Source organism: Lysinibacillus telephonicus, from assembly GCF_039654155.1.
GTDB lineage: Bacteria > Bacillota > Bacilli > Bacillales_A > Planococcaceae > Ureibacillus > Ureibacillus telephonicus.
In genome coordinates, this window is record NZ_CP155468.1 from 2,466,700 (window position 1) to 2,493,075 (window position 26,376).

Consider the following 26,376-nt stretch of genomic DNA (forward strand, 5'->3'; position numbering starts at 1 on the left):
GAAAAAAGAAATGAAAATAGCGATCGTAGCTGATGATATAACGGGCGCTAATGATAGTGGAGTTCAACTTGCTCGTCACGGATTAAAAACAGCAGTATTATTTGATATAGACGAGAAAAATGTAAAAAACTATGAGGCTGTTGTATATGACACAGATAGTCGTTCCATTAATAAAGTGGAGGCTTACAACAAAGTAAAACAAGTAGTTCTATCTTTAAAAAATGCAGGCTTTACAAATATCTTTAAAAAGCTGGATTCCACTATGCGTGGAAATATCGGTGCCGAAATCGATGCAGTTTATGATGTACTAATACCTGACTTTGTCATGATTGCTCCTGGTTACCCGAAAAATAATCGTACTATTTTAAACTCTGTCCATTATTTAAACGGTGTTCCATTGGGAGAATCAGAAATTGCAAAGGATCCTAAAACGCCAGTAACTGTTTCTTCCTTAACTGAACTTTTAGAAAATCAAACAGCTCAGCGAATAGAAACAATTACGGTAAATGACCTTGCTTTAGGTAAAAATCATATAGAAGAAATGCTGAAAAAATTCTACAATGAGAAAATTCCATATATTATTGTCGATTCAACTGAAGAAGCTCATTTACAGCAAATACTTAATGATACGAAAGATTTACCTTATCACTTTGCATGGGCAGGATCTGCTGGTATTGCAAATTATCTTCCTGCTTATTATGAAATTCGTGAAACAACACAAACTTTGCACATTCCTAACAATGAAGGTCCAATTTTAACTGTCATTGGAAGTGTTAATAAAAATTCTAGATCTCAATTGAAGAATCTTTTAGATCAGCCAAATCTGCACTCAATCGCATTTGAATCTTTTAAAGCTGTTTCTTCTCAAATTGAACGCATCGAAGAAATTGAAAGAGTTTATAATGAAGCAATACAAAAAGCTAGTGAAGGCTTGGATATTGTGATTTATTCAACTGCTGAAAAAGAAGACATTGAAAAAGCATGGAAAACTGGCAATAAACAAAATCTAAGTAAAACAGAAATTAGTAATGAAATTGTTAAAGCTTTAGGCTCAATTTGTTCCTCTTTACTAAAAGAAGGAATATTTAAAGGTTATTCTTTAACCGGTGGAGATACGGCTAAACAATTTTGTCTGCTAAGTGATATAAAGGGCTTTGAACTGTTAGATGAAATTGAAATCGGTGTACCAATTTCAAAGTTTCTCGGAATTGATGATGTATACGTAATAACAAAAGCAGGCGGATTCGGGACTGAACAAGTCTTTATTAATGCATTACAAAAGTTGAAGGGAGAACAATAAAATGAAACCAATTATCGGAATTACAATGGGTGATGCAGCTGGTATTGGACCAGAAATTATCGTAAAAGCTTTAGGTTATAAGGAATTATACGAAACTTGTAAACCATTAGTTTTTGGAGATGCTAAAATGCTGGAAAGGGTTGTTCCAATCGTTGGTTCTTCAGCTACTATTCATGCCATTCAAGATCCTAAAGATGCAAAATACGAGTTTGGAACAATTGATTGTATACATTTAGATTTATTGCCTGCTGATTTACCATTTGGTGAAGTAAATGCTAAAGCTGGTGATGCGGCATTTCAGTTTTTAGCAAAGGCAATCGAATTTGCAAAGGAGAAAAAAATCAACTCTATTTGTACTGCTCCATTAAATAAGGAAGCATTGCATTTAGGTGGTCATATGTACCCTGGACATACGGAAATATTGGCAAAATTAACAGATACAGAAGATTTCTCTATGATGTTAACTACACCTAATTTACGTGTTATCCATTTAACAACTCATATTGGATTAATTGATGCAATTAACAGCATTACACCTGAAAGAACGTATACAGTTGTAAAATTAGCTCACGATACACTTAAAAATGCAGGCTTTGAAAATCCTCGAGTAGCTGTTTGCGGTATTAACCCACATGCAGGAGAAAATGGCTTATTCGGCTATGGAGAAGAAGAAGAAAAACTTGAACCTGGCATTAAAAAAGCTCAAGATGAAGGGATTAATGTAACAGGTCCCCTTCCTGCGGATACGCTATTCTTTAGAGCAGGCCGCGGTGACTTTGATATTGTAGTAGCTTGTTATCATGATCAAGGACATGCTCCAATAAAAGTAATGGGTATTGAAGATGGTGTCAATATTACAGTAGGTTTAAAAGGCGGTATTATCCGCACATCAGTAGACCATGGTACTGCATTTGATATTGCTGGGAAAAATATAGCTGGTGAAAAAAGCATGATTGCCGCAATCAATTCAGCTATCGAACTAGCTCCGAAATTTTAATTAAACTTAATCCCCTTGTTTTTTCAAGGGGATTTTTATATTTATTTCAATTTAAAAGATCTTTATCATAGCTAGGAAATATATATATTCCTTGGATCATTTCATAATCATAATATTTTTGTACAAATTTAGCTTGATATAAATATTCCATTAAACAAATTTCGTCTTCATTTGCATTACATAATACTCCTGAGACACTCAGCCCATTTTTGAACGATACGCCAATCGGCTGACCTATTAACAATTTGATTTTATCAAGCATCGATTAGCTCCCTCCTTCATCTATTTTATGAAGGAAAAAGTTTAATCACTGTGCGAATGTCGTGACAGAAAACTTAACATTACAATTAAAAAAGGAATTATCGTTTTATATTACTCCTTTTTAGTACCTCTCATTAATTTTTCAAAACGCTCCATCATAGGATCTTTTTTTGGTGTAAATTTAAAAGGATTTTTCTCCATACCAATCTCTAATGATGTTTTCTTTTCTATAAACATACCTAGCTTGTCCCCAGCAGATGCTGTTGAATCGTTCACAATACTTTCCTTTGGGCCATCGAAATGCGGTGTTGCTTCTACATGTTGATTTTCTGAATTTCTAGGCAAACATATCCTCTCCTTTGTTTTTAATATAACTACCAAGAATCCGTTTTATACAAAAAAACTTCTACACGTTATATGTTCTAACATAAAAAAAGAGCATACTCTCTTCCGGAAAATCATTAATTCCTATACAAATTTCAATTAATTATATTTGTAGATATAACGGACAAATTATAAATAATAGTTTTTTTTATAAAATCTTTTGACATCAACTTAAAAATAAGGTAAATTACCAAAGGGCGAACATTTAGCCTGACATATAAAAAAATATTCGTGATTTAGGGGTGCTTTTAAATGGATAACGTATTTGATTATGAAGATATTCAACTAATTCCAAATAAATGTATTGTAAACAGTCGTTCTGAATGTGATACTTCTATAACATTTGGTGGATATAAATTTAAACTGCCTGTTGTACCTGCTAATATGCAAACAATTATTGATGAATCAATTGCAATTAAATTAGCAGAAAACGGTTACTTTTATATCATGCACCGTTTCAATCCAGAAACACGTGCAGAATTTATTAAAAATATGCATTCACGCAAATTAATTGCATCAATTTCTGTCGGTGTTAAGTCTGAAGAATATGACTTTATCGAACAATTGGCAAAAGAAGAACTAATTCCTGAATTTATTACAATTGATATTGCACACGGTCATTCAAATGCAGTAATTGAAATGATTAAACATATTAAAAAACATTTGCCACAAAGTTTTGTTATTGCAGGTAATGTTGGAACACCTGAAGCAGTAAGAGAACTTGAGCAAGCTGGAGCAGATGCAACAAAAGTTGGTATTGGACCAGGTAAAGTATGTATAACTAAAATTAAAACAGGATTCGGTACAGGCGGTTGGCAATTAGCTGCACTTCGCTGGTGTGCAAAGGCAGCAACAAAACCAATTATTGCTGACGGCGGAATTCGTACACACGGTGATATTGCAAAATCAGTTCGTTTTGGAGCTTCAATGGTAATGATTGGTTCCCTATTTGCAGGCCACGAAGAATCTCCTGGTCAAACAATTGAAAAAGACGGCAAAAAGTTTAAGGAATACTTTGGTTCTGCTTCAGAATTTCAAAAAGGTGAAAAGAAAAACGTTGAAGGCAAAAAAATGTATGTTGAACATAAAGGCTCATTGATGGATACGCTTGTTGAAATGGAGCAAGATCTACAATCCTCTATTTCATATGCAGGCGGCAAAAAGCTTGATGCTATCCGTACAGTTGATTACGTAATTGTTAAAAATTCAATCTTTAACGGTGATAAGGTTTATTAAAAGAAAATGTTAGCGCTGCTTCTACCCTTACTCGTCGTAAAAGGACTTTTATGACATTGTCGGTACTAATACATCAATGTAACTCTACAAGCCGAATCATGAAGCTTTACCAGCTTTCAACCGGGGGCATACCGCAATCTCGATGAAGCTGGATTGTGTGCTAGACATTTTATCCACAAGTGAAAATTTTAAAATTTCCTAGTAAGTGAAAAGAAACGAATAGATTTTCATTCCATGTAATCTACTCGTTTCTTTTTATATTTTCGTAACTTCTTCAACGTTATAGAAACTTCATTTTCTCACCTTAGCTCCTATCGAAGTAAAAAGATTATAGACACAAGCATATCTCGAAGAACGATGCTATTCTGCTTCTTTGAGGTTTTGATTTTAATCTGTCACTACTTTTCAATTGCTCCTACTATATGAATATATTCCTTATACCATTTCTCCCACTCATCATTATTAGGCAATTGATTTGCTGTACCATTTACTACATCCTTAAAAACATTTAAACACATATGCCAACCAGCCAAGTCTTTAGGTGTATGATTAGTAATTTCTTTTATAAATTCTTTTAATAATAAAATAGATCCCGTTTCAGTAGGATGAACTTCAAATCGAACAATATTCTTTCCCCATTCAAACTCAATGACTGATTGGTCCTCAAAATCAGTTATTTTCATTTTTTCAAAATTATTAGATCCATCATTATAGTTAAAAATAATCTGTCCATCTTTTCGTAAATCTGTTATTTCGAGATGGCTCATCCATTTCGTCAACTGGTCATTTTTAGTTAATACTCCCCACACAACTTCAACCGGTTGATTAAATGACCGTTCATAAACTGCAATATACTCATTGTTGCTTTTTGTTATAGATGCTAACAATATACATCCCTCCTTTCTATTCATTATAAACAATTTCCAACAAGAAAAACCCAAGCGCCCTGCATCTGTCGCTATCACTTTCGATGCAGCCTTAACAATAAAATAACGTCCATCATAAAGGATAGACGTTTTAAATATGAAATCGTTTTAAACTAAAAATGGTTAATTAAATAACTTTAAATGATTAAGTGGATATATTCTTATTTTAGATTCCCCCAGCAAGGAATCAATTGGAATTAGTCCGTAGTGGCGGCTATCTGAGCTTCTTAATCTATTATCACCCAAAACAAATAGATATCCTTCAGGTACAACTTTTTCACCTGTAATCTCTTCTAATGTAAAGTTTTCCGTTACCCTTCTTTGAAAAGGATTTTCAGTATTCCTATTTACATATGGTTCTTCATATTCTTCCCCATTTATAATTAGAACATCATCTTTCATTTCTACCGAATCACCAGGAAGACCAATCACCCGTTTAATATAATATTCATCCTCATAAGGCGCCTTAAAAACAACATGATCGAAACGGTCAATTTCACTAACTTTGCTAACAATAATAACATCTTCACTCTCATAAGTAGGCATCATAGAAGCCCCTTTTACTATAAGAGGAGAAAAGAGAAATTCTCGACAGACAAAAGCAATAACAATTCCAAAAAGAATTACTACCAGCCATGATAAAAAATCATTTTTGGGTTTTGAGACTTCATTCACGATTATTACCGCCTATCTATTTTTATTTTTTACATTTTCAAAAATCGCTTTTAAAATATTTACGCTCAAATGAAGAGACCCTCTTCTTTAATTATGTTGCAAATTATCCTTCAATGCAATCCAAGTACGTTTTTGCTCAACAAGAACCGATACAGGGCGGTCGTAAAATGCGGATAGATTTGACTCTGTCAGCATCTCAGCTGAAGGGCCTTGTGCAAAAACTTGTCCTTCTTTCAACAATAATGTATGTGTAAAGCATGGCAAAATTTCTTCGACATGATGTGTAACGTAAATAAATGTTGGGCAATCTGGTTCGGTTGAAATTTTTTCAATAAATTGAAGAAGCTCTTCACGGGCAATAATGTCCAAGCCATTACACGGTTCATCAAAAATAAGTATTTTGGGTGTAGCCATTAACGCTCTTGCAATTAATACCCTTTGACGCTCTCCTTGCGATAGAATACCGTATTGCGAATCTTGCAAATGAGAACAGTTTAGCAGTTCTAGATAGTGTTGAGCTAGTTCAACATCTTTTTTTTCAACCGCTTCATATAGACCGATTGAAGCAAATTTTCCACTTAAGACAATGCTTAAAACACTTTCAAAATCTTTCATTTGCATTTGAAGAGAGTGACTAATTAATCCGATGTTCTTTCGTAAATCAGGTATATAAGTTTTTCCAAAAACTTCTCCTAAAACTTCAACTTTTCCTGAGGTTGGAAACAAATATCCATTAATAATATTTAATAAGGTTGTTTTTCCTGAACCGTTTAATCCAAGTATCGACCAATGTTCCCCTCTATTAATATTCCAATCTATATTTTTTAAAATATCCTTTTTATTCTTGCGAACATTTAATTGCTGTATCGAAATCATTTTATGACACCCCATTTTTATAATAAACCTTCTATATGTTTTTTAACGCCAGGCCATTCTTCAATTGTAATGCTATACATTACCGTATGTCTTGTTGAACCATCTTTTCTTATCATATGATGACGAAGAATTCCTTCTTTTGTTGCCCCAATTCTTTCAATTGCTTTTTGTGAACGGAAATTTTCATGGTCCGTTTTAATCTGTACTCTCTGCCAGCCCAACACTTCAAAACAGTAGGTTAATAATAAATACTTGCAATTTGTATTTACAGCTGTTCTCCAATAACTGGGAGTAAGCCAAGTAAAGCCGATTTCTCCCCTTTTATGATTTTTATGTATATCCATTAATTTGGTAGAACCAATAATTTGATTTGTTGTTGAATCTATAATAACAAAAGGAAATTCACTACCTGCTCTCTTTGCTCTTAATGCATCTTGGACATAATTCATAATATCTTCCTTGCTTTGAACAACGATTGACATATGTGTCCATATTTCTTTATAGCAAGCGGCAGTAAAAATGCCCTCTACATCTTCTATTTCCATCGGCTTTAACGTAACAATATGATTTTGCAACTGTTCCATAATAACTCCCCTAGCAATATTATTTTTTATACTAATATTACCAAAATTAACTACACCGTTAAATTTAAAAATGAGGGAATTTTATAAATACTTAAAAAAGTCGTTAATTAAAGAAAACAAGACGAATAAAGAGACGGGGACATAAGTGAACTTTTTGAAAGAATTCGCTTATATTATTAATAAGAATCGGGATAACTTTTGAAAATTGATAGGAGTGAAGGGCGAGTATAGCTGTCAGCTGCGCCTTTCGCTACAGAGCAATGTTGTTCTGTACCGAAAGAGAAGCGTCAGGTACAAAGCTTCCTGCAGGAACAGCCGGTGACTCGAGACCCCGCAGGAGCATTCAAGGAACATGCCTAGGAGCGCCACATCCATGTGGCAACGGCTTCGTGATCAACATCGTGTTGGCCCGAGGAGGCTCTGGGCCATCTCTGAATGCGCGTCCCCGGAACGGAAATCAATTTTCTTGGTGTCAAAAAAACGTCTTTTTTCCTATGAAGAAAAATGACGTTTTTGTTTTGTGCCAGTCTTTTTTGTATTATTTGTTGCGTACTGTTTTTAATGCCGTACTCCAAGAAATAACTTGATCCAGCATATCATTTACAGATTGTGTTTGTACTTCTTTTGGTTTAAAATCTATACCATTTTCAAAATCTGTGAATAAGGACAATGCAGGGTGAACACGAACGTCGGCTATAAGAAGCTCACCACAAATTCCACGTAAATGTTCAGCTGCACGAGCACCACCAACAGATCCATAACTTACGATACCAGCAGCTTTATTGTTCCATTCCTCACGCAGAAAATCTAATGCATTTTTTAATGCACCTGTAATCGAGTGATTATATTCTTGTACAATAAATACAAAACCATCACATTCGTTAATTTTAGATGACCATCCTGAAACTCCCGATGCATCCCCACCAGGTTCACCTAGGAATGGTAATTTAAAATCTGCGATGTCTATAATTTCATAGGTTGCGTCCCCGCGTTTATCTGCTATTTGTTTTACCCATTGTCCCACTTGCGGACTTACTCTTCCTTCACGTGTGCTCCCTAAAATGATACCGATTTTTAACATTTCTTTCCCTCCATCTTTATTAGTTTTTTTATTATTACTTCCAAAAACTTTACTAAAAAAACCCATTAAATTGTCCTCCATATTAAAGAACTTTTACAACAATATTACTTTTTCCTTCAAAGTCGTAAAATATTCAATCTAAAAGTGTAATAGAATAATCATAAACTTAGATTATATGAATACTTTATATTTACTTTGAATTAAAACCAACCTTCTTCAATAGGTAAATCATGTTATCAGTCTCTTCATCAGTTAAAACTTCAAAAAGTTCTTCAATCTTCTTTACATGTTCAGGAAAAATTTGATTCATTAATTGTTTACCTAACTCTGTAATACTAGCATAGGTAATTCGCCGATCAGTTGGACATGCTTTTCTTGAGACATATCCCTTCTCCTCAAGTTTATCAACAACATAGGTGATACTGCTGCTAGCAATTAATATTTTCTTGCCTATTACTTGAATTGGCTGATCGCCCTTATGATACAACAAATCTAAAACTGCAAATTCAGTTTGGTTTAGGCTATAGTTTGCAAAATCTTTTTTTGTTGCTTCTTGAACTGATTGTGCAGAACGAAGTAATACTGTGAAGGCTTTGAGCTTTCTATTTTCTAAAGACATATCACTGTCTCCTCCCAGCTAATACCTCGAAACTAAATATCTTTATTTCGAGATAAAATATATCATATGATTTTAATGAAGTCAAATATCATTACTTTCTAATTTGTACAAAAATTAAAAAAAGATTCATCTCAAAAAATTTAGAGATGAATCAATACATTCCTATATCTAGTCATTTTTACTAAGAATGCTTTTTTGTAACCTTTCAATTGTATCTTTGATACGTGGATACCCTTCTATTTTAGGAATTTCCTTTACTGATGTATGACTTCTATGTTCTGATGCATTTGCGATTGATTCAAAAACTAATAAATATTTTGCAAGTACTTCGTCATCTAATACAGGTCGCTTTTTCAACCTCGAGCATTTGTCTAATAAAAATTCCAACTCCTGGATGGTATAAATAATCGGCCAATAATATTTTATTGCACTTTTATCTTTAGGAATTTCACCAACCGCCGTATCATATACAGTTTTTAAGTTATTTATGTTCGTTTTCATTTTATTAAATTTATTGGATTTACTATAAGTTTCATTTGAAAATAGCGCGTATAATACTTGAGCCTGGCTTCGTATTGTTTTGGAAGTTAAATGTGGCAGCCTGCTGGAAGCAGATTTTCGACCAACAAACCAAACTCCAATTAAACCAATTATCACTCCAATTGCAACATCAATAATCCGCGCTGATGCAAAATAAGAAAACGAATAATTATTTACCGATGCAACTTCGGCCATTATTAAAGAATTTGGTGTAAAGAATAACGCAGCTAGACCATAATTTTTTACAATGAACAGTTCTGTTATGAAAGTTAAGAGGAAAATTAATAAAGCGATTGTATAGCCAGTTGGATGGAGTACGAGAATTAGACTCGCAATAATAATTCCAAAAATTGTTCCAAAACTTCGTTGAATAGCGCGATGAAATGTTGCTACAGCAGTTGCTCCTGACATAACCGCTACACAGGAAAGAGGTATCCAAAACGAGCGGGCAAAGTGAAACTCATAGGCAATAATTGCTGCCAAAATTGTAAAGGCTCCAAACCTTAATGAATTGATAAAAATAATTGAATTTTTATCAAACTCCCCCAATATTACTCGTTTAACTGAAGGAGATACGATATGAACTTGTTCTTTAATATCATTATTAGATTTTAATAGACTATCCTTTGCTTCAGTAATTTCCTTATAAAGTAGTGCTGTCTTTTCATCCATATCATTTGGTTGGGGCAACTGAATAATAGCTGCATCTTGAATTGATTTTGAATCTAAAATTCGAGCGATAATTCTTAAAGATTCTCCTATTTCTGGAGGGATTTTTGGCTGATTGATAAAATGTTCCACAACCTGTAAAAATAGTTTATTTGAATAATTATATAAAACATATAAGTGATGATAAAAATTAGTTGTTCTCCAAGGGATATACCCAGATACAAGTGTTTGTTCTGCTTCCTTCAATGTGGCCATGACGCGGTACTGAAACTCAATTTCTTTGTCAGTTCCAATTGAGTCGATAAAATTGGCTAGTTCAATATAGGATCTTTTAACAATATTTTTTTCTGAAGCGTGTGGCTTAAAAAACCAACCACTCATAGCAAGCAACCAAGAAAAAACTCCACCAAGAAATGCTAATCCCGCTCTAATAAAGGCTTCCTCTGGTGCAATCGGCATACCAGTTGTCATAGCAAAGATTAGTACGAAGAAAAGTGCTGAAGGACCAATTAACCTAAAAGCTCCAAAAACAAATGTGGCCGTGGCACCAATCACCCCCATTAAAATTGCCGCAGCGATTGGATACGGAGCTGCGATTGTACCTAAAAATACACATGCAGTAATCGCAAGAACTACCCATGTTAACTTTTTTGCTAATTGGGCATACGGGATAGGAAAAGTATATAGAAAAGCAAAGCCTCCTAACCCTGCAATCAAACCGTATTGGAGATTATCAAATAAAATACCAATAAAGACCGGAAGCCCTGCTGCTACCCCTGCCTTAAATGCTTTTAACCAGGGGAATGGCTTTTTATTTACTTTAATTGCTTCCATTAAGATAGTTGATAATTTTGTTGTTTCCCCCATTAAATTCTCTCCTTAAAACATAAATAAAGAAGCTAATTCCATATTCCCCTATACCCTTTAACCATAAACAAGAAAATTAGGAAAATGAAATTGCTCTTATACCGTTAAATAGCTATTATAGAACCGCAAGATTTTCTATGTATTTATTTTTATTATAACACTATTTTAATATACAATTTTAACAAGTAGAAAAACATGTTAAAAATTAACTTTTTAATGATAAAATATAGAAAATGGGGGGAAATTATATGGGACAGCTCATTTATTCATCATTGCTTCTATATAAAGATTGGAAAGTGTATTTAGCTGCGACAACTAAAGGACTTTGTTTTATCGGGATGCATCATTCATCCTTTGAAGAATTAGTACAATTCTGTAATAAGCAATTTCCACATTGTGAAATAATAGAAGATAAAGAGAAGTTAATACCTTATGAAAAGGAACTAATAGAATATTTCGAGGGTAAAAGAAAGCAGTTTACCTTTTCCTTTGATATAAACGGCACCGCATTTCAAAAGAGAGTTTGGGAAGCTTTATGCGATATTCCTTTTGGGCAAACAAAATGCTATTCAGATATTGCATATGAAATTGGAAAGCCAAATGCTGTTCGGGCTGTTGGTACGGCTATCGGTGCAAATCCTGTATCTATTGCAATCCCTTGTCATCGCGTTATTGGCAAAAACGGAACATTAACAGGATATAGCGGTGGGCTTGATGTGAAAGAAAAATTATTGAATCATGAAGGTATACAGTACAAAGTATGAAATAAAGTTTACAAGTAAAAAAGCTGTCCAGAAATTTTTATACTCTGGACAGCTTTTTTTAGTTATACGATATATCCATTTTCGTCTGTTTGTTGAATAGGCGCTGCTATTTTTGGTTTTCTAGCAAAGCATAAAATTCCCGCGATAATTAATAAAATACCTGGTAATGAAACTACTCCTGATGTAACAGCACCGATAATAAACAGGATACCAGCCAATTTTGGGTTACCATTTACTTTAACAGCGCCCACAATAGCTAATATAATACTAATCACACCAAACACTACAAATATCCAACCGAGATTACTTATAATCATAATGAAATCTTGCGTAAAAGTCACACCTTCTTGTATTTCAGCATCTGTCAATCCTGTACCATACATCGACCGTTCGATTTCACTTTCAAATAGCGGATCATTCACAAGTAAATTACTGCCAAAAATCATTAATACGATCATCCCGATTGATAATAAATTTAGTACGACAGAAATAATGCCTAATACTTTTTCCGCTGTTCTTTTTATCATTATACTTCCTCCTTGTTAATGTATTTTTTCACATTTTCAATTACATCTTCAATTGTGCTGACAATCACTCCATTGCGTTTAATAATACCAACAACAAACAAATTGCGATAAATGAATTGATTTTCTGTTCCATCTTCAATCAATGCATTAATTTTTTGTTGATTGTCACGTCCAAGCTGTCGGACATCTGAAAATAAAGCAATAATTGGACGATTGTAAGTAGAAAATACTCCAATTTCTGCTGCAACACCAGAATCAATTTCTATTCCATCAAGAACAGCAACTAACACATCGCTGTCTCGCAGTTTTTCCATATCTGCATCTGCAATCGCTAAACTATTAGCAAATGCCTGCTTGTCATTAATCGCATCATTTTCCTGTGGTACATATAAATCTAGCGTAGGAATTGCACTTCGCAATTCCTTTGCTAATAACTCATTTAATAAACGATCCCCTATTGAAAATAAACCGTTTGCTAAATATGCCTTCATATTAAAACCGCCTTTTTTATGTATTAAACTACTATAGTAGCCATCCAATCCAAAATAAAGCTAAGCCGCCGATCAAATTAGCAATGCTATAAATAGTTGCTTTCAACCATTGCTTATCATCTATCAATTTAACAAAATCAAAAGAAAAAGTTGAAAAAGTTGTAAATGCACCTAATACACCAATCGTTAAAAATGAAATAACATTCCATTGTTCTAATGCAGCTTGACTTGCAATACCTAAGAAAAATGATCCTAACAGATTTACGATTACAGTTGCCCAATAGGATGCAAGCCGGGTTTTAGAGATTACTTGCTGGACACCATACCTTAAGGAAGCACCAACTCCGCCTCCAACAGCTACCATTAACCATTCCATAGACTTTTACCTCGATTCAGGAAATATCCAATAAAAGCAGCTATAAAACTCACAGCTGTCATGGCAATTCCATAAACGATTCCAAATATTACATTATCTCGCAAAAATAAAAACCAGTTTTGAGAAAAAGTCGAGAATGTTGTAAATGCACCTAACAAACCCGTTGTAAAAAATAGTTTATAAGTACTTTCTTTTTTCTCAAAATAACCATTTAAACTTCCTAATATAAAGCTGCCTAAAATATTTACAACCCATAGCATAATAGAAGTAGATGTTAAAGTTTGCACCGTAAAACGCAAAATCGCTCCAACCATACCTCCTATAAATACTTGCAACCAATTTGTCATAATAGTCACCATCAATATAACCTTTTTAATATCTTTTACATTATAAAATACAATTAATACCTATTCAAAAATATTTAGTTATCCATGAAGTCAACTAAATTCCTTGTTTACTAGCTGACAAAAGGTGGTAATATATTTAAAAATTGATGGCTTATGTAAACATAACTTAAATTTGTTGTTCGCAATATCAATACGAATCAATCAAAGGGAAAGTTTCAATATTGCTAAAAATTTTACGATAAGTTAATTATTTTAATTCATGCACTTATTTTAGTAAACTATGGGGTAGATTGGATAGATTGGGGTTAAGCTTTATGGATATATCTGAGCTGTTTGAATTATTGCGTATGCTTGATTCCGAGCTGTACACTTACATAAACAAATATGGTATGTATATATACTTGTTACTATTCTTAATTGTCTTTGGAAAAACAGGTTTTGTGGTATTTACCTTTTTACCTGGAGATTCCCTCGTTTTTGCAAGTGGCACTATTGCCGCATTGGATAAATTAAATGTATTTTTCTTGTTTATTTTATTTTTCATTGCAACTACTTTAGCAGATAGCAATAATTACTTAATAGGACGATTAGTGAATAAATTTTCATCTAAAAACATTATGAAGCTTATCCCGCAATCAGCTATAGAGAAAGCAAGTGATTTTTTAATTGAATATGATAAAATCGCGCTTACATTTTCAAGATTTATTCCATTAATGCGTACTTTAACACCTTTTGTTGCAGGCTTTACAAACCATCCATATCGTAATTTTGTAAGTTATAATTCCATTGGTGCTCTTATTTGGACAACTGTATGGTTAGGTACTGGCTTCGCCCTCGGGAATTTACCATGGGTTGAAAACAACTTATTGTTTACACTTTCATTGATTACTGTCATTATGTTCATTCCAACCATTTATGGTTTTTTTACGCACCTTAAAAAGAAAAATGCCTCCATTACAAAAAGCAATTAACGAATTGCAGAATGTTAGTTAAAAATATTATACAGAAAAAAAGAAGCTAATCGGATAATTAGCATTTTCCAAATAGCTTCTTTTTTTATGCGTTTACGTTGTTTTCATCCTCCAGCATTTTATGTAAATACTCAATAATTTCTTTTATTCCATCTAAAGAATTTACTAAAATTTTAGGATCAACACAAGTAATGACGCGATTTTCTAAGTTTGCTACTGCTGTAAAGTAGCGAGTTTTTGAGTAGTTAACGAGCCCAACTTGCTGAATTTCGCTTTCTGTAAAATTCAATATTTCCTTCGCCTCATTTACTACTAAACCATAATTTACAACATCCGTATTTAGTACGATAATTCGGGACTGCTCTCCATCAACTGCATTATTATAAAGGATGCGGTTGAAGTCAATGATAGGAATTAACTCTTTACGGATTCTAGTAAATCCAAGTAAATAATTTGGTAAATGTGGGATAGGAGTTATGTGACCAAGCTTTTCAATTGATACTACTTGCTCTACTGGTACTGCGTATTCCTCATTACCACAACGAAATATGACTGTTTTATCAAATGCCATTCATTTCACCCCTGCTTAGTTTATTTAGCTGAGCATTTTACTACCTCAACTAATAAATCGGCTAATTTTTCTAATTCTTCAATCGGCATTCGTTCTTTTGTAGTATGAATTTCCTCATAACCTACAGATAAATTTACAGTCGGTATTCCGAATCCTGCAATTACATTTGCATCACTACCGCCTCCTGAAATACCCAACAGCGGTTCGCGTCCGACATTACGCGCTGCTTCCATGGCAACTTGTACTACTCGGTCAGACTCTGTTACTGAAAATCCAGGATACATTAATTTTACATCGACTTCAGCTCTACCGCCTAAATCTTGTGCTACTAGTTCAAACATTTCTTTCATATGTGCAGTTTGTGCATCTAATTTTTCCTTCTTGATTGAACGAGCCTCAGCTAAAATATAGACTTCATCACAAACAATATTTGTTGCTTTACCGCCCTCAAAGCGGCCAATATTAGCTGTAGTTTCTTCATCAATTCTACCTAAATTCATTTTAGCAATTGCTTTTGAAGCTAACGTAATCGCTGATATTCCCTTTTCAGGAGCAACACCTGCATGTGCTGTCTTACCGAAAATTTTCGTTTCAATTTTTGCTTGGAATGGTGCTGCTGTTACAATGCCGCCAACTTTTCCATCACTGTCTACTGCAAATCCATATTTAGCAATAATTTTGCTTGAATCAAGTTCCTTTGCACCAGCTAAGCCACTTTCTTCACCGGCAGTAATAATAAATTGGATTGTTCCATGCTTAATATTTTGTTCCTTTAAACGTCGCGCCATTTCAAATAAAGCAGCCATTCCTGCTTTATCATCTGCACCTAATATTGTTGTGCCATCTGAATAAATGTAGCCATCTTCTCGTATTTCAGGCTTGATGCCAACACCCGGTACTACTGTATCCATATGAACCGTGAAATAAATTGGTTCAACATTCTTAGTACCTTTTAATGTAGCAATAATATTTCCTGCACCGTGACCGTTACGTGTATGGGCATCATCTTGAAAAACATCAAAGCCCATTTCCTCTAATTTTTTAATCAAAATCGGTGCAATCACTTCTTCATGCTTTGTTTCTGAATCAATTTGAACTAATTCTAAAAATTCATTTACTAAACGGCTGTTCATACTAAAAACTCCTTATCATGCTTGATATTTACTTATTTTACGCTTCCGTTTTAGTGAAAACAACCAAACTACTTTATTATATGCAAAATCTCATCCTTTTTAGCTTTTATAGCGGATTGTTCTTTTTCAATAATTTCCTGCTTTTTCTTTAATTTCATAAGCGTATTTCTTACATCTCCAATTACCCTTGTTATTTGATCTTTAGATGTAGATATTTTGGAATGAATTGACCAGGCTGAAAAAATATCATCGAAAAAGTAATCTGCGAATTTTACAAATCCATCCGTGTTCACTTGTAAATTCTTTGCATCTAGTTGTTCTATATCTAATAATTCATTTTTAAATCTTTGTAGAGCAATTTGTGCATGATGAATATTGTTTTCTGATTCATCCAATTTTTCGTGTTTTAGATGTGTTGCAATGAAACCACCACCAAAAAATGTATCCCATGTAGAATAAGAACTTGCAGAATTCAAAGAATCTTGTGCGTTATACAATTTATTAAGTGCAATCTCTCCAGCTGACTTCGCTTCCTCTATTTCAATTAGTAAATTTCTACAGTTCAATTCAGCATCCATAAGCCCTTGGAGCTCGAAGGCTTTTTCTGGTTGATTTTCTTTTAACCATAGTTCTTTTTTAATAATTACCATTTCAAGCTGCTGTTTTAATTTTTGTTCATTCAACTGGCTTAGTTCCTGTTTTGTATACTCCAAATCATTGGATAAGTCTTGATTCATAAGCTTGGCTTCATTTAATTTTAATTCAAGAGCTACCGCCTTATTACTTTCTTCTTCCCGAAGCTCATCCTGTTTTCCAGTCCAATTTCGATACAGGTTGATAAATGAAAAACTATCCAAATATTGAAGTTTTTCTTTTTTACTTTGTAATTGTTCAGTATATTCTTTAATCTCACGCTCAGTTTTTAAGATCTGATCTGTTAATGTTTTTTCCTTCACCTTAAGTTTTTCTAGTTTTTTTAACTGCAAATAAATACTTTCTTGTTCTACTTGTAATCGTTCCCAATCCATATTCCATTCCTCCCTTAATTTTATTACGGTTACAGTGTTAAATAGTTTCAAATAACTGGTAAACTATAAATTTCCCTACATACAAAAAAGAGTCGTCCATTTTTTTGGACAACTCGTTATTTGTAGAAAATAAAATTTAGATGACCTATTGTTAAGCATAGCACTTGCTCTTTTCTTATAGAGGGATGTTACCGTGTTTTTTGTTTGGTCGTGATTCTTCTTTATTTGCCAGCATATCTAAAGCTTGTATTAGCTTGATACGTGTATCGCGCGGATCAATTACATCGTCAACCATTCCTCGAGATGCAGCAACATATGGATTTGCGAATTTTTCTTTATATTCTTCAATCTTCGCAGCACGTGTACTTTCTGGATCTTCAGATTTCGCAATTTCATTGGCAAAAATAATATTTGCTGCTCCTGCTGCTCCCATTACTGCAATTTCTGCATTTGGCCATGCAAAGACTAAATCAGCTCCAATGGCCTTTGAATTTAATGCAACGTATGCACCACCATATGCTTTACGAAGAATAACTGTAATTTTTGGAACAGTTGCTTCTGAATATGCGTATAAAATTTTCGCTCCATGACGTATAATGCCGCCATGTTCTTGTTTTACGCCTGGGAAAAAGCCAGAAACGTCCTCAAACGTAATAATTGGAATATTAAATGCATCACATGTACGGATAAATCTTGATGCTTTATCAGATGAATCGATATCCAACCCACCAGCCAGCGCCTTTGGTTGATTACAGACTAAACCAACGGATTCCCCTGCAATACGCGCAAACCCAACTACAACATTTTTCGCAAATTCAGAATGTACTTCCATGAAAGATCCTTCGTCTACTACTTGTTCTACTACATTACGAACATCGTATGGTTTAGTAGGTTCAATTGGTACGAAGTCGATAATATCAGGACGATAATCATCCCCTTCAGGACGAGGAAGTTTAGGCGCTTTTTCTTTATTGCTTTGTGGTAAATAGCTTAGCAATCTTTTAATTTGTTCAATAGATTCTTCTTCAGATGGCGCGCGGAAATGGGCATTTCCACTAATTGAATTATGTACTTTAGAACCACCTAAATCTTCAGAAGAAATTTTTTCACCTGTCACTGTTTCTATAACTTTCGGTCCAGTAATGAACATTTGGGATGTTTTATCTACCATTAAGATGAAATCTGTAATGGCTGGTGAATAAACAGCTCCACCTGCACAAGGACCCATAATAACCGAGATTTGTGGAATAACACCTGAATATATTGCATTACGATAAAAAATATGCCCATATCCGTCTAATGATAATACCCCTTCTTGAATACGTGCACCACCTGAATCGTTAATACCGATAAAAGGAGTTCCATTTTTCGCAGCCAAATCCATTACTGCAGCGATTTTTTTTGCATGCATTTCACCTAAAGCACCGCCAAAAACTGTGAAGTCCTGAGCAAATAAATAGACATTGCGTCCATTTACTTTACCAAAGCCAGTTACAACTCCATCGCCTGGTCCAATTTGCTTGTCCATTCCGAAATCGGTAGTTCTATGTGTAATAAAAGGATTAATTTCAACAAAAGTTCCTTCATCCAACAATAAATCAATTCGTTCACGAGCAGTTAATTTCCCCTTCTCGTGCTGTTTCTCGATACGTTTGTCTCCCCCGCCAAGCTCAATTTCACGTTTCAAATCATACATCTCATTAATTTTATCGAACATATCCATTATTTACATATCCCCTTTGCCGCTTTTATCACATAATTCATATAAAACACCAAAAGAATCCTTCGGGTGTAAGAAAGCTACTTCAGCGCCTCCTGCACCTGGATTTGGTTCGTCCGAAAGAATACGTATACCTTTATCGCGTAATTCCTTCATTCTTTCTCGAATACCAGTAACCCCAAATGCTATATGTTGTATTCCTTCCCCGCGTTTCTCGATATGCTTATAAATTGCACTTTCTTCACTAGTCGGCTCTAGCAGCTCAAATTTCACATTTCCTGCATCTATAAAAGCTACTCGAACATTTTGAGAAGGAACTTCTTCAATTTTCAGTAATTTCAAGCCCAATGTTTCCGTATAATATGAAATTCGTTCATCTAGGTTTTTTACTGCAATACCAATATGATCCACTTTCTCCAATCATAACACCCCTTCTGTTATAGTACATATATATTGTAACGAATTTAAAAACAATAAGCTATGCACTTGAGAAAATTTTCAAATTTGATAAACTTAGTTTAAGAAAAGAAGGAGAGAACGAGAATATGAGTAATAAAAAATTCCAAAAGATAGTAGTTTATTGTATGATCGCAATTATGGTAATCTCAACTTTAGCATTCGGTCTATCATTCTTCTAATACGCTTTTTATGATTACAGCTTGTCTGTAATCTTTTTCTTTTTATCTTTACTTTTCAATCCTTTAAACGATTGTTTAATCATTAAATATTCATCCATTTCCTCAATAAATTGATATAAGGATGCCATCGCTAAAAATTTTTCATGCGTTTCAGGCAACGGCATTTTAGCAAACACTTCTTTTACAGTTTCCAGCTTCTCTCTAAAGTGTTTAGCCGTATTGCCAGAATGCACATTTTCTGATAATTCCTGCATAAAGTCGGCAACTAAACTTGCTTGCTGTACCATAACAGGTAATGTTGTAATTTTAGGCAAAACCCTCTCGATAATTTCCAGCTGCTTTTCGCGCATATCAAAGTACAAATAATAGAGATTTTCTTTTCTAGTGAAATGATTTTCTACATCTTTATACGCTAGAGACTTTGCTTTATTTAATAATTCAGCTGCGAGTATAATCTCTTTTCCATCCCATGAGGCATCTCCATTGCGCAAATATTTGACAATTTCTGAAAATATCGAGCGGTATAACTCCTCAATTTGCTCCAAATATTGATCCATTTCCTTTTGAAAATCACCCATGTACATATTAACAGCAAGAGCTGTTCCAAAACCTATAGCCATTAATCCTAACTCATTAAGAAGTAAATCGTAAGTAAAATTTGCTTCTGAATAGATATGCATAATAATAACTACACTTGATACAAAACCTGCCGCTACACCAAGAGACACAATTGTCGGAATAAAAACTAAAATCATTAGCGCTAATACTAGAGGATTATATCCAAAAAATTCTAAAGCAATAAATGAAAAAGCCATTCCAATGATACTTGCTACAAGCCTTGTATAAACAGCATGCAAAGATTTTTTCTTCGTTGTTTGAACGCAAAGAATTGTTAGAATAGCTGCTGAGGAAAAGAATTGCAGGTTGAAATATTCTGCGATTACAATTGCTAAGCCAGCCCCGACAGCTGTTTTTATTGTTCGATAGCCGATTTTAAACTTTTTTATATCGACTTCCTCCTTTAGGAAAAGCGCAAGAGCTCTTTAGCTGTTCATCTGTTAATAAATACACCGAGTGAAACCTAATCTATAGACTCGAATTAACGCGAAGCTTTTCCAGCTTTCGCCAAAGAGATGTAAATTACCATGAAGAACAGAGTAGCTTGTGCTAGATATTACTAAAAAACTTTATGATTTCTAAATTATTTTGTAAAAAACGAACATGTCCCTAGAGCGATAAAGCACTAAGGACGTGTTCAATTATTGGTGTGTATTACACTTCTTCACAATATTCTTCAAAGTTTGCTTGTAGATTTGTAATAACAGACATTGGATCATGACCTTCAATTTCATGTCGTCCGATATCTGCTACAACTTTTCCATCCTTTAATAATACAAAGGAAGGTGAAGAAGGAATATGATTGTCTCCGAAGAAATGACGAGCTGCTGCAGTTGCTTCTTTATCTTGACCTGCAAAAACTGTCACTAAATGATCTGGTCGTTTATCATAATGAATAGCGTTTGCTGCTGCTGGTCTTGCAATACCACCTGCACATCCACATACTGAGTTCACCATAACTAAAGTTGTACCAGGACGTGCAAAGGCTTCCTCTACCTCTTCAGGAGTGCGTAATTGCTCATAACCTGCAGCTTCCATTTCAGCACGTGCCGTTCTTTTAATTTCTTCCATAAATAAATCGAAATCCATATTCATAATTTATCGCTCCTTTCAAATACCCATTTTATCACAAAGAGACAAATTTTAATGACTTAAAAGCTTAAGTTTCAACTTTCCTTAAAACAGGATTGCTTTAACTATTAATCAATGTAAAAGAAATCCCCACTTTAATAAAACAACTTATTTACTCCTTGTGTAACGGTTATTTCACCTTGCAAAATCGCACTTTCAATTGATTTAACCTTCGTTTTTTTACTAGCATCATTAAAAAAAGAATCGATTAAATGATCTGTAATCATTGAATGGAACCATTCTTTCGTCTGTTCAAGACGTCTTATATCCCAGTAAGATGATTTTTTAATACTTGTTTCAAATTCACAGATCATGTCCCATACTTCTGTTAAACCTGTTTTTTGAAGGGATGATACAGGGATAGCTCTACTCATCCAGCCCGGTGTTGAAGGTTGAAGGAAATGTAAAATTTGCTTATATTCACGAACAGTTTTTTGTGCTTTGCGAACATTATCACCATCACTTTTATGTACGATAATGCCATCTGCCAATTCCATAATCCCTTTTTTCATTCCTTGCAGCTCGTCCCCTGCACCTGTTAGGACAAGTAAGAGGAAAAAATCAACCATTCCGCGAACGTAAGTTTCACTTTGTCCTACCCCAACTGTTTCGATTAAAATGACATCATATCCAGCAGCCTCACAAAGCAGCATTGTTTCTCGTGTTTTTTTATGCACACCACCGAGAGTACCTGCGCTTGGAGATGGTCTTACAAAGGCATTTTTGTTGCGGCTTAATTCTTCCATGCGGGTCTTATCCCCTAAAATACTTCCACCTGATAAAGAAGAACTTGGGTCAATTGCAAGTACTGCAACCTTTTTTCCCATATTACAAAGAAGTGTACCAAAGGCTTCGATAAATGAGCTTTTCCCCGCACCCGGTACACCTGTTATCCCAATGCGAATACTATTGCCAGTATAAGGCAGCAACTCCTGTAACAGTTGCTGTGCCTGTTCTTTATGCTCGCTGCTAGCGCTTTCGATAAGCGTAATGGCTTTTGACAAGGAAGTGCGTAAGCTTTCGCGCACCTCACAAGCTAATTTTTTAATATCTATAGCCTGTTGTTTTTTTTTACGAAACTTTTTAGGTGTAATAGGATTTAGTCCGTCATGACCACCTTCAACACCTGCCATCACGTTAAGAGAACTATTATTTATACCTTTGTTTTGCTCCTCCATTATTCAGACACTTCCTCATAGCCTAAACGTTTGTAAATTTCCTCGATAATTTTCATTGCTGAAACAGGTATCACGCTTCCAGGACCAAAGATTGCAACCGCCCCAGCCTCATATAGGAATTGGTAATCTTGAGCTGGAATTACCCCACCAACAATTACGATAATATCCTCTCTGCCTAATCTTTTCAGCTCAGCTACAAGTTCCGGCACTAATGTTTTGTGACCTGCAGCAAGTGAAGACACTCCTACACAGTGTACGTCATTTTCCACTGCCATTTGAGCTGCTTCTTCTGGTGTCATAAACAATGGAGAAATATCAACATCGAATCCTAAATCGGCATATCCTGTAGCAACTACTTTAGCACCACGATCGTGCCCATCTTGACCCATTTTTGCAACTAAAATACGTGGGCGGCGACCTTCATTTTCTAAAAATTCCTCAGTCATCTGTTTTACTTCAGAGATTAATTCATCGTCTGAGAAATTTGAAGAATAGACACCTGAAATCGAACGGATTATCGCTTTGTGGCGTCCAGAAACTTTTTCGATTGCATCTGAAATCTCGCCTATTGAAGCACGTGCACGGGCAGCATCAATTGCAACCGCCAACAAATTCTGTTCACCCGTTTCGGCAGCATGGGTTAAGCGGGATAAATGCTTTTGAACCTCTTCTTCATTGCGTGTTGCTCTTAACTTTTCTAATCGTTCAATTTGATTTTGGCGAACTATCGTATTGTCGATATCTAAAATATCAATAGGCTCTTCAACATCCAGCAAATATTTATTTACACCAACAATTGTTTCTGTTTTAGAGTCAATTTTAGCCTGACGTTTTGCAGCAGATTCCTCGACTTTCATCTTCGGTAAACCTGTTTCAATTGCCTTGGCCATGCCGCCAAGTGATTCGATTTCTTCGATTAAAGTCCATGCTTTATTTGTAAGCTCCTCAGTTAATTTTTCAATGTAATATGAGCCGCCCCATGGATCAATTACCTTTGTCATACCCGTTTCTTCCTGCAGGAATAATTGTGTGTTACGAGCAATACGTGCAGAGAAGTCTGTTGGCAGTGCAATTGCTTCATCAAGAGCATTTGTATGCAAAGATTGAGTATGACCCATTGCTGCTGCGTTCGCTTCAATTAAAGTTCTTGTCACGTTGTTGAATGGATCCTGCTCTGTTAATGACCACCCTGACGTTTGTGAGTGTGTACGCAGCGCAAGTGATTTCGGATTTTTCGGATTAAACGTACTCATCATTTGCGCCCAAATACGCCGTGCAGCACGCATTTTAGCTACTTCCATGTAGTAATTCATTCCAATTGCCCAGAAGAAGGACAAACGAGGTGCAAACGAATCTATATCAATACCAGCTTTTAAACCTGTTCGAACATATTCAAGCCCGTCTGCCAACGTATAGGCTAGTTCAATATCATTCGTTGCTCCAGCCTCTTGAATATGGTACCCAGAAATAGAAATGGAATTAAATTTCGGCATAAATTTACTCGTATATTCAAAAATATCCGCAATTATTTTCATGGACATTTCAGGAGGATAAATGTACGTATTGCGCACCATGTATTCTTTTAAAATATCATTTTGGATTGTACCCGCTAATTTGTCTGGCGAAACACCTTGTTCTTCTGCGGCAACAATATAGAATGCCATAATAGGTAATACTGCACCATTCATTGTCATCGAAACGGACATTTGATCTAGTGGGATGCCATTAAATAAAATTTTCATATCCTCTATCGAATCAATAGCAACTCCTGCTTTCCCTACATCCCCCTTGACTCGTGGATGATCAGAATCATAGCCGCGATGAGTAGCTAGGTCAAATGCTACAGATAACCCTTTTTGACCCATTGCTAAATTTCTGCGATAAAATGCATTTGATTCTTCTGCAGTTGAAAACCCTGCATATTGACGAACTGTCCAAGGACGGACAACATACATCGTTGGATATGGTCCACGGGTATTTGGGGCAATTCCAGCAACGTCATTTAAATGATTTGCACCTTGTATGTCTTCTTTCGTATAAAATTCACTAACTTCAATTCCTTCATTTGTTAAAAAAGAACGGTTTGGCTGCAACTTTTCATCTAGCAAAACTTTTTCAATAGCAACGGAATTAAAATTTGGTTTACTCATCGTTGAACCCCCTTCAAGCTTTCCAAAACCTCTTTAAGCTTTACAATTAAATTTTGGCCGGCAAAAATAAAGCCGTTTAAGCCGCTATTTAACCATTCTGTTTCTTCTTCTTTAAACTTGCCAGCTACATCTAAAATTAAGTTTTTAGGTTTTTGAGCTAGTATAGAAGGAATTAACGATTTCGTATCTTCATCATTTCCCGCCACAATCACATAATCGTAATTAACTTGTTTTAGCCATCCAATTGCATCTTCAATAGTTTCAATTTCACCCGATTGTTTAAGGATAATTCCCGCAGTTGCAAAGAATCCTGCGACGAAATCTGCACGGGCTTTAAAATTCTTCAATTTTCCGATAGTTAAAATTGCAATGCTAGGTTGAACTTCATTATATTTTTCGCGCAGATTCTCAAACGGAATAGCTAATCGCTTTATTTGTGAATGCTGTGGATTCGTTGCAAGTGGAAGTTCGTCGACTGGGTTTGCGTAAATATTTGTACCGATTAATGAGTGTTTTCTTGTTTCGACAGCCTTTAATCGACTATTATAAACTTCCTCAATTGCTGCTTGTAATTTACCTGATTGAGAAAATGCATCAATTCCACCTGCATCCTCTATTTCAATAAACAATTGCCAAGCTTTCTCTACATATTCTGCTGTTAATGATTCAATAAAATATGAACCTCCTGAAGGGTCCAGCACATCTGCAACAAATGATTCTTCTTTTAATACCAGCAAAACATTCCGTGCAATTCGAATGGATTGTTCAGTAGGTTCAGATAATACATCATGTGGGTGAACCGTTATTAAATCAGCCCCGCCAATCAGTGCTGCAAAAGCTTCATTTCCTGCACGCAATAGATTTACATAAACATCTAATTTTGAGAAACTGCGCAGAGATGTTTCAGCAAATACCGGGATTGCAGATGGGTTGTTAAAACCATACGCCGATGAAAACGCTTTCCATAATACTTTAAAAGCACGAAGCTTTGCAATTTCCGAGAAAAATTGTGTATCTACTGCAAAATTTACGAAATATTTTTTTGTAAAGTCTTCAAAGTTCTCTTCTAGCTGGGCATATTTCGCTGCTAATGCCAGGGCGATTGCCAGCTCTTGAATAGCATTTGCTCCATCATTATGGTAAGTAACTGTATTAGCTGAATAAGTACGAACCTTTTCAAATCCTTCTAAAGTTACTGGAGTTTCCGAAATAATAAAGCCATTTATCTTTTGTTTGTTGCTGTCATCAATTTTGTTAAAAACCTTTAATAGCGAGTCATTTTCATTTTGCACATAAAATTTGAACGAATTTTCAGATATGTAGTTCACCAATTGACTAAGACTATCATCATTCCATTCAAATGGCATACGACTATCTATTGTAAGTACATCATTTCCCCTATTTAAACTATCTTGAATGTTTGAAAAAAATTGTTCTGGAGTTTTTCCATAAATCTGTTGTGCAGCTAAGAAAGTAGCTGACATTTTCAACGAACGAATTGTTGAAATTTGTTTCTCCAGTTGTCCACCCATCTTCTCAACTAACATTTCTTGAGTATAAAGTGGCTCTAATGTAACTCCTTCAATTGTTTTCGAGAAAAGTGTTTCGAACGGTTTCCCCTTTAAAGCTTTTATTGCTTGTTCTTTCCAATCGTCATAATTGACAGACGGAAACTGAATATCCTTCATTTTATTTGACATATTCTCGCTTAAAAGCTT

The 26,376-nt window shown here is 34.8% G+C and carries 29 protein-coding genes; 6 read left to right on the forward strand and 23 right to left on the reverse strand.

Annotation, left to right across the window (positions count from 1 at the left end; genetic code table 11):
• Positions 1 to 10: 10 nt before the first annotated feature.
• Positions 11 to 1,300: a four-carbon acid sugar kinase family protein gene (locus tag MKY04_RS11725; protein ID WP_126294046.1), complete on the forward strand. Its 1,290-nt coding sequence runs from the start codon at positions 11 to 13 to the stop codon at positions 1,298 to 1,300.
• 1 nt (position 1,301) lies between these two features.
• Positions 1,302 to 2,297 carry a 4-hydroxythreonine-4-phosphate dehydrogenase PdxA gene (pdxA, locus tag MKY04_RS11730; RefSeq protein ID WP_126294047.1) on the forward strand — a complete coding sequence of 332 codons (996 nt, stop codon included), beginning with the start codon at positions 1,302 to 1,304 and terminating at the stop codon, positions 2,295 to 2,297.
• 46 nt (positions 2,298 to 2,343) lie between these two features.
• On the opposite strand, the gene MKY04_RS11735 is transcribed toward pdxA, so the two are convergent.
• Both MKY04_RS11735 and MKY04_RS11740 read right to left on the reverse strand, forming a co-directional pair.
• On the reverse strand, positions 2,344 to 2,559 hold the full coding sequence (locus MKY04_RS11735) for a hypothetical protein (protein WP_126294048.1): 216 nt from the start codon (positions 2,557 to 2,559) through the stop codon (positions 2,344 to 2,346).
• A 110-nt stretch (positions 2,560 to 2,669) separates the two neighbouring features.
• A complete protein-coding gene (locus MKY04_RS11740) occupies positions 2,670 to 2,903 on the reverse strand; it encodes a hypothetical protein (RefSeq protein ID WP_126294049.1) in 234 nt (77 codons plus the stop codon).
• 291 nt (positions 2,904 to 3,194) lie between these two features.
• On the opposite strand from MKY04_RS11740, the gene guaC reads away from it, so the two are divergent.
• Positions 3,195 to 4,178, forward strand: a complete 984-nt coding sequence (gene guaC, locus MKY04_RS11745) for a GMP reductase (RefSeq protein WP_126294050.1) — start codon at positions 3,195 to 3,197, stop codon at positions 4,176 to 4,178.
• Between the two features lie 398 nt (positions 4,179 to 4,576).
• Here guaC and MKY04_RS11750 read toward each other — a convergent pair whose 3' ends face one another.
• The 7 genes from MKY04_RS11750 to MKY04_RS11780 all read right to left on the reverse strand — a co-directional run bounded on the left by MKY04_RS11750 (position 4,577) and on the right by MKY04_RS11780 (position 11,015).
• Entirely contained in the window at positions 4,577 to 5,065 is a 489-nt protein-coding gene (locus MKY04_RS11750) for an SRPBCC family protein (RefSeq protein WP_126294051.1), read from the reverse strand.
• A 162-nt stretch (positions 5,066 to 5,227) separates the two neighbouring features.
• Positions 5,228 to 5,785 (reverse strand): signal peptidase I, encoded by a 558-nt coding sequence (gene lepB, locus MKY04_RS11755; protein WP_126294052.1) that lies wholly within the window; start codon positions 5,783 to 5,785, stop codon positions 5,228 to 5,230.
• A gap of 81 nt (positions 5,786 to 5,866) precedes the next feature.
• The gene (locus MKY04_RS11760) at positions 5,867 to 6,655 is read right to left on the reverse strand and encodes an ABC transporter ATP-binding protein (RefSeq protein ID WP_126294053.1); all 789 of its coding nucleotides are present in this window, start codon (positions 6,653 to 6,655) and stop codon (positions 5,867 to 5,869) included.
• Positions 6,656 to 6,672: 17 nt separating this feature from the next.
• Positions 6,673 to 7,239, reverse strand: coding sequence for a GNAT family N-acetyltransferase (locus tag MKY04_RS11765; RefSeq protein WP_126294054.1), 567 nt, complete (start codon positions 7,237 to 7,239; stop codon positions 6,673 to 6,675).
• 538 nt (positions 7,240 to 7,777) lie between these two features.
• Complete coding sequence (locus tag MKY04_RS11770) at positions 7,778 to 8,386, reverse strand: NADPH-dependent FMN reductase (RefSeq protein ID WP_126294055.1); 609 nt, start codon at positions 8,384 to 8,386, stop codon at positions 7,778 to 7,780.
• A 124-nt stretch (positions 8,387 to 8,510) separates the two neighbouring features.
• Entirely contained in the window at positions 8,511 to 8,939 is a 429-nt protein-coding gene (locus MKY04_RS11775; RefSeq protein ID WP_126294056.1) for a MarR family winged helix-turn-helix transcriptional regulator, read from the reverse strand.
• A 168-nt stretch (positions 8,940 to 9,107) separates the two neighbouring features.
• Positions 9,108 to 11,015, reverse strand: a complete 1,908-nt coding sequence (locus MKY04_RS11780; RefSeq protein ID WP_126294057.1) for an FUSC family protein — start codon at positions 11,013 to 11,015, stop codon at positions 9,108 to 9,110.
• A 248-nt stretch (positions 11,016 to 11,263) separates the two neighbouring features.
• Here MKY04_RS11780 and MKY04_RS11785 point away from each other — a divergent pair, with 248 nt between their 5' ends.
• The gene (locus tag MKY04_RS11785; RefSeq protein WP_126294058.1) at positions 11,264 to 11,779 is read left to right on the forward strand and encodes a methylated-DNA--[protein]-cysteine S-methyltransferase; all 516 of its coding nucleotides are present in this window, start codon (positions 11,264 to 11,266) and stop codon (positions 11,777 to 11,779) included.
• A 62-nt stretch (positions 11,780 to 11,841) separates the two neighbouring features.
• Here the strand turns inward: MKY04_RS11785 and MKY04_RS11790 are convergent, their stop codons facing one another.
• From MKY04_RS11790 to MKY04_RS11805, 4 genes are read right to left on the reverse strand one after another with little or no spacing between them, the layout of a single operon-like run.
• On the reverse strand, positions 11,842 to 12,306 hold the full coding sequence (locus MKY04_RS11790) for a DUF4064 domain-containing protein (protein WP_126294059.1): 465 nt from the start codon (positions 12,304 to 12,306) through the stop codon (positions 11,842 to 11,844).
• Positions 12,306 to 12,797 (reverse strand): nucleoside 2-deoxyribosyltransferase, encoded by a 492-nt coding sequence (locus tag MKY04_RS11795; RefSeq protein ID WP_126294060.1) that lies wholly within the window; start codon positions 12,795 to 12,797, stop codon positions 12,306 to 12,308. The genes MKY04_RS11790 and MKY04_RS11795 overlap by 1 nt, the downstream gene beginning before the upstream one ends.
• Before the next feature lie 31 nt (positions 12,798 to 12,828).
• The gene (crcB, locus tag MKY04_RS11800; protein WP_126294061.1) at positions 12,829 to 13,173 is read right to left on the reverse strand and encodes a fluoride efflux transporter CrcB; all 345 of its coding nucleotides are present in this window, start codon (positions 13,171 to 13,173) and stop codon (positions 12,829 to 12,831) included.
• Positions 13,161 to 13,520 (reverse strand): fluoride efflux transporter FluC, encoded by a 360-nt coding sequence (locus MKY04_RS11805; RefSeq protein WP_185807689.1) that lies wholly within the window; start codon positions 13,518 to 13,520, stop codon positions 13,161 to 13,163. The genes crcB and MKY04_RS11805 overlap by 13 nt, the downstream gene beginning before the upstream one ends.
• A 314-nt stretch (positions 13,521 to 13,834) precedes the next feature.
• Between MKY04_RS11805 and MKY04_RS11810 the strand changes: the two genes are divergently transcribed.
• Complete coding sequence (locus MKY04_RS11810) at positions 13,835 to 14,491, forward strand: VTT domain-containing protein (RefSeq protein WP_126294063.1); 657 nt, start codon at positions 13,835 to 13,837, stop codon at positions 14,489 to 14,491.
• A gap of 85 nt (positions 14,492 to 14,576) precedes the next feature.
• Here the strand turns inward: MKY04_RS11810 and MKY04_RS11815 are convergent, their stop codons facing one another.
• From MKY04_RS11815 to mce, 5 genes are all read right to left on the reverse strand, one after another.
• On the reverse strand, positions 14,577 to 15,062 hold the full coding sequence (locus MKY04_RS11815) for a chemotaxis protein CheW (RefSeq protein WP_126294064.1): 486 nt from the start codon (positions 15,060 to 15,062) through the stop codon (positions 14,577 to 14,579).
• A gap of 20 nt (positions 15,063 to 15,082) precedes the next feature.
• Positions 15,083 to 16,195 (reverse strand): M20/M25/M40 family metallo-hydrolase, encoded by a 1,113-nt coding sequence (locus MKY04_RS11820; protein ID WP_346234421.1) that lies wholly within the window; start codon positions 16,193 to 16,195, stop codon positions 15,083 to 15,085.
• Positions 16,196 to 16,263: 68 nt separating this feature from the next.
• The gene (locus tag MKY04_RS11825; protein WP_346234422.1) at positions 16,264 to 17,223 is read right to left on the reverse strand and encodes a hypothetical protein; all 960 of its coding nucleotides are present in this window, start codon (positions 17,221 to 17,223) and stop codon (positions 16,264 to 16,266) included.
• A gap of 175 nt (positions 17,224 to 17,398) precedes the next feature.
• Positions 17,399 to 18,946, reverse strand: a complete 1,548-nt coding sequence (locus MKY04_RS11830) for an acyl-CoA carboxylase subunit beta (RefSeq protein WP_126294067.1) — start codon at positions 18,944 to 18,946, stop codon at positions 17,399 to 17,401.
• 3 nt (positions 18,947 to 18,949) lie between these two features.
• Positions 18,950 to 19,363: a methylmalonyl-CoA epimerase gene (gene mce / locus MKY04_RS11835; protein WP_126294068.1), complete on the reverse strand. Its 414-nt coding sequence runs from the start codon at positions 19,361 to 19,363 to the stop codon at positions 18,950 to 18,952.
• A gap of 125 nt (positions 19,364 to 19,488) precedes the next feature.
• Here mce and prli42 point away from each other — a divergent pair, with 125 nt between their 5' ends.
• A complete protein-coding gene (prli42, locus tag MKY04_RS11840; protein WP_153062698.1) occupies positions 19,489 to 19,581 on the forward strand; it encodes a stressosome-associated protein Prli42 in 93 nt (30 codons plus the stop codon).
• Between the two features lie 14 nt (positions 19,582 to 19,595).
• Here prli42 and MKY04_RS11845 read toward each other — a convergent pair whose 3' ends face one another.
• The 5 genes from MKY04_RS11845 to MKY04_RS11865 form a co-directional block, all read right to left on the reverse strand.
• Entirely contained in the window at positions 19,596 to 20,588 is a 993-nt protein-coding gene (locus tag MKY04_RS11845; protein ID WP_126294069.1) for an aromatic acid exporter family protein, read from the reverse strand.
• A gap of 265 nt (positions 20,589 to 20,853) precedes the next feature.
• The gene (locus tag MKY04_RS11850) at positions 20,854 to 21,294 is read right to left on the reverse strand and encodes a BrxA/BrxB family bacilliredoxin (RefSeq protein WP_126294070.1); all 441 of its coding nucleotides are present in this window, start codon (positions 21,292 to 21,294) and stop codon (positions 20,854 to 20,856) included.
• Between the two features lie 131 nt (positions 21,295 to 21,425).
• Positions 21,426 to 22,508 (reverse strand): methylmalonyl Co-A mutase-associated GTPase MeaB, encoded by a 1,083-nt coding sequence (meaB, locus tag MKY04_RS11855; RefSeq protein ID WP_346234423.1) that lies wholly within the window; start codon positions 22,506 to 22,508, stop codon positions 21,426 to 21,428.
• A complete protein-coding gene (gene scpA, locus MKY04_RS11860) occupies positions 22,508 to 24,658 on the reverse strand; it encodes a methylmalonyl-CoA mutase (protein ID WP_346234424.1) in 2,151 nt (716 codons plus the stop codon). The genes meaB and scpA overlap by 1 nt, the downstream gene beginning before the upstream one ends.
• On the reverse strand, positions 24,655 to 26,358 hold the full coding sequence (locus tag MKY04_RS11865) for a methylmalonyl-CoA mutase family protein (protein WP_126294073.1): 1,704 nt from the start codon (positions 26,356 to 26,358) through the stop codon (positions 24,655 to 24,657). Before MKY04_RS11865 ends, scpA begins: the two co-directional genes overlap by 4 nt.
• Positions 26,359 to 26,376: the final 18 nt, after the last annotated feature.